Here is a 4,527-nt window from a genome sequence, read left to right as displayed (position 1 = left end):
GGGTGTGACCTCCCTTGATGAAGTCTTCCGTGTATCAGCAACCCTGGATGGCGAGGAGATCTGATGGCCATTTATCTCTATCGCGGTCGCGATAATTCGGGGGCGGCGGTAGAGGGCTCCCTACAGGCGGGTAGCCGGGAAGTCGCAGTATCGCAGCTGATGCAACGCGGCATTACCCCGCTTAAAATTCAGCAACAGAAAGTATTACCCTCGAAGGACGGTAAAACGGTCCAGCGTTCTCAAAAAATTAAATCTGAAGAGCTCGTCCTGTTTACTCGTCAGTTGTATGCACTGACTAAGGCGGGTGTTCCTATCATCCGGGCGCTGACCGGGCTGGCCGAAAGTGCGAACAACGATCAGTTACGCACGGTTCTTCAGGATATCAGCGACCAGCTGGTCGGTGGTTCTGATCTGGCTTCGGCATTTAGAAGGCACCCTAAACTCTTTTCTCCTATTTACGTCAGCATGATCCATATAGGTGAGAGCACAGGGAATCTTGATGATGCACTGATCCGCCTGGTGGGCCACCTGGAAATGGAACGGGAAACCAGAAAGCGTATCAAGTCCGCGTTGCGCTATCCCATTATGGTTATCGGTGCCATTGCAATCGCGATGGTGGTTGTCACTATGTTTGTGATTCCAAGCTTCTCGTCGGTATTTAATAAGCTAGGCGCTGACCTGCCATTTGCCACGTTAATCCTGATTGCTGTTTCCGATTTCATGCAGAACTGGTGGCATGCCTTGTTGGCCGGTCTGATTGTTGGCGGTCTTGCTTTTAGACAGTTTATCGCCACCGATGAAGGGGCTGTCTGGTGGGACAGAACCAAACTGAATATTCCTCTTATCGGTACTATTTTCGAGCGCATCGCACTGGCGCGTTTTTCCCGTTCTTTTTCCATGATGCTGACTGCTGGTGTGCCAATCCTGAATAGCCTGTCTATTGTGGCGGCGAGTGTTGGTAATAAATATATCGGTAATGCCGTCAGCGATATGGGCGATGGGGTCCAGCGTGGCGAAGGGCTGACCAATACGGCGCAGAGAACTGGCCTGTTCACACCACTAGTACTTCAAATGATGTCGGTTGGTGAAGAAACAGGGGCTGTTGATCGGCTACTTGATGAGGTCGCTGACTTTTATGAAGAAGAGGTCGACTACGAGCTCAACCAACTGTCAGACGCGATAGAACCCATCCTGCTCGTGTTTCTGGGGGCGCTGGTACTTCTGCTCGCTCTGGGTGTTTTCTTACCCGTGTGGGAGCTCAGTGGTGCAGTGTCACGTTAGACACTGACGCCACATATGTAACAGAAGTTTTTGTAATTCAATATTTGTTTATTTTCGTTAATACCAGCTTCAAAAATTCAATTGTTGACTAAGGTTTAAGTATGCCAACGACGTTACTGAACGTCGGCCGGAAACGAGGCTTCTCTCTACTCCAGTCGGCGATCGCATTGGCGGTAATGATGGTCGGGATACTGATTCTGGTGCCCCGGATGGACAACATTATCGAGGATGCCTGGCGTGCACATGTTAAGTCGGTGGGTAGCTCCCTGCAGACCGGAGTGATGATTTTCCGGAAAGCCTGGATGACCGATAAAAACAGCACCCTGCTTGAAGGCTTTGCTATGAATCAATATGGCTGGCCGGTACCGCAGGAACCGGACGGGATGTCCGGATCAGGAGTAACAACGACACTGAGTTGTGAAGCGCTGTGGAATAGTCTTCTGGATATAGAAGTTCCGACACTGACCGCTGGTGATAATGCCAGCGCCGATTTCCGGGTCGAAGTCGTAGAGGGACATTGTCGGTACTACCACAGAGCAAGTGGCGACAGATTTTACATTGACTATAGCTCGGCCGATGGCCGCGTAAGCTGGAATATCCGATAACACACAGGAGTCGGGACATGAAAAAACAAAGAGGTTTTACACTGATCGAACTGGTCATGGTAATTGTTATTCTCGGTGTGCTCTCTGCCTTTGCGCTGCCGCGTTTCGCAGATTTTGGTCAGGACGCGCGGGTTGCCAGTCTGAATGCGCTGGCCGGTGCACTCCGTGCAGCCGCCAATATTGCTCACGCGCAGCAGCTGGCAGATGGCTCGACACCCGGTCAGGCAGTGGTTCTTGAAGGTGCCTCTATCGCTATGGTGAATGGTTACCCTCAGGCCGTACAGGCTGGCATCACTGACGCTGCTCAGGTGGCGGGTGACTACCAGATTACTCATGGAACCGCCGCAGGTGGTGAAGAGGCAGTTTACACCCTGACAACTGGCGCTGGCTGTACTGTGACTTACACCGCTGCAACCGCCGCAGTGGAAAACGTGAATCCAATCACCGCCGCGCCAAAGGTTGTTGTTGATCCAAACGGTTGCTGAGGCTGATTTGATCCGCCAACGAGGCTTTACTCTGGTTGAGATGATAATGGTGATCACATTGATCGCCATTATCTCAATCGGCGCAAGCAGCCTTTTCCTGAATACCGATCGCTACACTACGCTTGCTGCTCGTGAGCAACTGGTGTCGGTAGCAATCCTTGCTCAGAGAAGAGCACTGGCAAATGCAGTGGCGGCAACTCCGGTCAATCTCACGGTTTCTCAGACCAGCTCTGATTGGCTTTTCACTGTTTCGCAGGGGACAACCACCTTTGGCACGCGGGAAGCTCCGCGCGCAGGGGCAGCGCTGGCCATTAACGGTGCTACTCTGGCTAACGGTGGCAGCACAACGATTAATTTTGATATCAATGCAGAAACCGGCGCTGCGAATCAGTTTGTTTTTTCCGCTGGTAATTCTCACTCACTCTGTATTTCTGCCAGTGGTTTCGCCTATATCGGCAACTGCCAGCCCTGAAGGAGGCACGCACTTATGCTAAGAATGCGCGGCATGTCTCTGGTCGAAATGGTCATTACTATCGTCATTATTTCCGTCGCCCTAGTTGGTTCTCTGCGGGCGTTCAGTGTTCTTACTGGACGATCTGCTGACGTTCTTATTCAGACCCGCTCCGCTGATCTGGCTCAGCTTTATTTTGATGAAATACTGTCGCGTCGCTATGACGAGGCCACGGGGACGAATGGTGTTCCTGCCTACACTGGGGCGTGCCGGATTACTAATGACGGCGAAAGCCGTGACAATTACGATGACGTCGATGATTACTATGCCGTCACCAACGAATCCCCGGATACGATGGACGCCTCTCTTGCAACGGATTACAGTGGCTACACGGTGTCTATCAACGTAGTCTGTGATGACTCTATTGGTGTGAACACCGGTGGCGCTAAGCGTATAGAAATCACGATTGACGACCCGATCGGCGATACCTCGGTATTCTCTATGTATAAGGGGAATTACTGATGGTAACAAAAGTGATGACGTTAACTTATCTGCGGCGTCAGTCTGGATTTACCCTGGTTGAGCTGGTGATGACATTGGTGGTGGCTGCGGTGTTGGGCATCATGTCGGTTCAGTTTATCCGCTCTACCAGTGAAGGTTTTATCTCAAGCAACGGTCGTGAACAATTAGCGGCGGCTGGCTATGTCGTTAACGAACAGATCAGCCGCGGATTGCGCGACGCTCTACCGGGCAGTATCCGTACCACCGCTGACGGACTGTGCGTTGAATATATGCCTGTAGTCGCCGCTTCGATGTACACCGATTTATCGGTTAATTCGGCAGTTACCTCATTCCGTGCCGCACCATATTCTGTATCCGACGGTGCGAGTGGTTACGTATCTGTTTATCCTATCGGGTCGGCTAACCTGTACGCCCAGAATGATCCGGGACCTCTGACGCCGGATATCGGCTCAGTGCCCGCGGGGACAACCGAGGTTGATGTCACGCTTGCGAGCTCTCATACCTTCCCATCAGATTCGCCGGAGCGTCGCTACTATTTATCGTCTGCGCCTGAAGCCGTCTGTCAGGATGGAGCCTATCTCTATCGTTACCGCAACTACGGCTTTATCAGTGACGTCGCTAACCTAAAGGCAGCCTTACCTACCAATCGGGCTGGCGGTCGCACCGTTCTGGCATTTCCACTTCAGGCAGGATCCATGACATTTCGCTTTCAGAATCCAACGCTGGCGCGAAGTGGCCTGGTGGCATTTGAGTACGTGCTGCAACACCCGACAACAGGCGAGACGCTTTCCATGGGGCAGCAGGTGAGGGTTGTTAATGTTCCCTGATGATGTGAAACGGATAGCTCTATCCCCGCAGCGCGGCTTTGGTCTGCCAATGGCGCTGTTTGTTATTACTGTGCTTGCTGTGATCGTCACGGTAATGGGGTCTATGCAGACGACCAGTGGTCAGTCGAGTGTGCTTCATATTCAGGGGGAGCGCGCTTTTTACGCTGCTGAATCAGGTACCGAAGCGGCTCTTAATGTACTGCTGCCTCCGGATGGTTCTCCCGGGCGAGCCTGTGCAACTTCCCCATTTTTTACTGCGACTTTTACTGCTCCTGGTCTGCGCGGATGCAGTGTTTCCGTCAGTTGTGTTCAGATGACCGTCGATGGCGAGGATCTCTATACCCTGATATCGCAGG

Annotated in this window: 7 protein-coding genes; all 7 read left to right on the top strand. The window is 52.3% G+C overall.

Annotation, left to right across the window (positions count from 1 at the left end; translation table 11 throughout):
• Window positions 1–63: 63 nt before the first annotated feature.
• On the top strand, window positions 64–1,281 hold the full coding sequence (locus B2067_RS02850) for a type II secretion system F family protein (protein ID WP_301387375.1): 1,218 nt from the start codon (window positions 64–66) through the stop codon (window positions 1,279–1,281).
• Between the two features lie 101 nt (window positions 1,282–1,382).
• Entirely contained in the window at window positions 1,383–1,886 is a 504-nt protein-coding gene (locus tag B2067_RS02845) for a type II secretion system protein (RefSeq protein ID WP_068439345.1), read from the top strand.
• Between the two features lie 17 nt (window positions 1,887–1,903).
• Entirely contained in the window at window positions 1,904–2,371 is a 468-nt protein-coding gene (locus tag B2067_RS02840; RefSeq protein ID WP_301181832.1) for a prepilin-type N-terminal cleavage/methylation domain-containing protein, read from the top strand.
• A gap of 7 nt (window positions 2,372–2,378) precedes the next feature.
• Window positions 2,379–2,843 carry a pilus assembly FimT family protein gene (locus tag B2067_RS02835; protein WP_301181833.1) on the top strand — a complete coding sequence of 155 codons (465 nt, stop codon included), beginning with the start codon at window positions 2,379–2,381 and terminating at the stop codon, window positions 2,841–2,843.
• 15 nt (window positions 2,844–2,858) lie between these two features.
• Window positions 2,859–3,344, top strand: coding sequence for a type IV pilus modification PilV family protein (locus B2067_RS02830; protein ID WP_301387374.1), 486 nt, complete (start codon window positions 2,859–2,861; stop codon window positions 3,342–3,344).
• The gene (locus B2067_RS02825; protein WP_297533811.1) at window positions 3,344–4,171 is read left to right on the top strand and encodes a type II secretion system protein; all 828 of its coding nucleotides are present in this window, start codon (window positions 3,344–3,346) and stop codon (window positions 4,169–4,171) included. Before B2067_RS02830 ends, B2067_RS02825 begins: the two co-directional genes overlap by 1 nt.
• Window positions 4,161–4,527, top strand: a 367-nt coding sequence (locus B2067_RS02820) for a hypothetical protein (RefSeq protein ID WP_301387373.1), incomplete at its 3' end; no start/stop codon positions are given. The genes B2067_RS02825 and B2067_RS02820, both read left to right, overlap by 11 nt.

The organism is Thalassolituus sp. UBA2590 (assembly GCF_002339775.1).
GTDB lineage: Bacteria > Pseudomonadota > Gammaproteobacteria > Pseudomonadales > Oceanobacteraceae > Thalassolituus.
This window is presented reverse-complemented; position numbering and strand designations above follow the sequence as displayed.

Bases quoted from the DNA above. Each gene is read 5' to 3' on its own strand.
- B2067_RS02845 (WP_068439345.1), top strand. From the start codon at position 1,383: ATGCCAACGACGTTACTGAACGTCGGCCGGAAACGAGGCTTCTCTCTA.
- B2067_RS02825 (WP_297533811.1), top strand. From the start codon at position 3,344: ATGGTAACAAAAGTGATGACGTTAACTTATCTGCGGCGTCAGTCTGGA.
- B2067_RS02840 (WP_301181832.1), top strand. From the start codon at position 1,904: ATGAAAAAACAAAGAGGTTTTACACTGATCGAACTGGTCATGGTAATT.
- B2067_RS02850 (WP_301387375.1), top strand. From the start codon at position 64: ATGGCCATTTATCTCTATCGCGGTCGCGATAATTCGGGGGCGGCGGTA.
- B2067_RS02830 (WP_301387374.1), top strand. From the start codon at position 2,859: ATGCTAAGAATGCGCGGCATGTCTCTGGTCGAAATGGTCATTACTATC.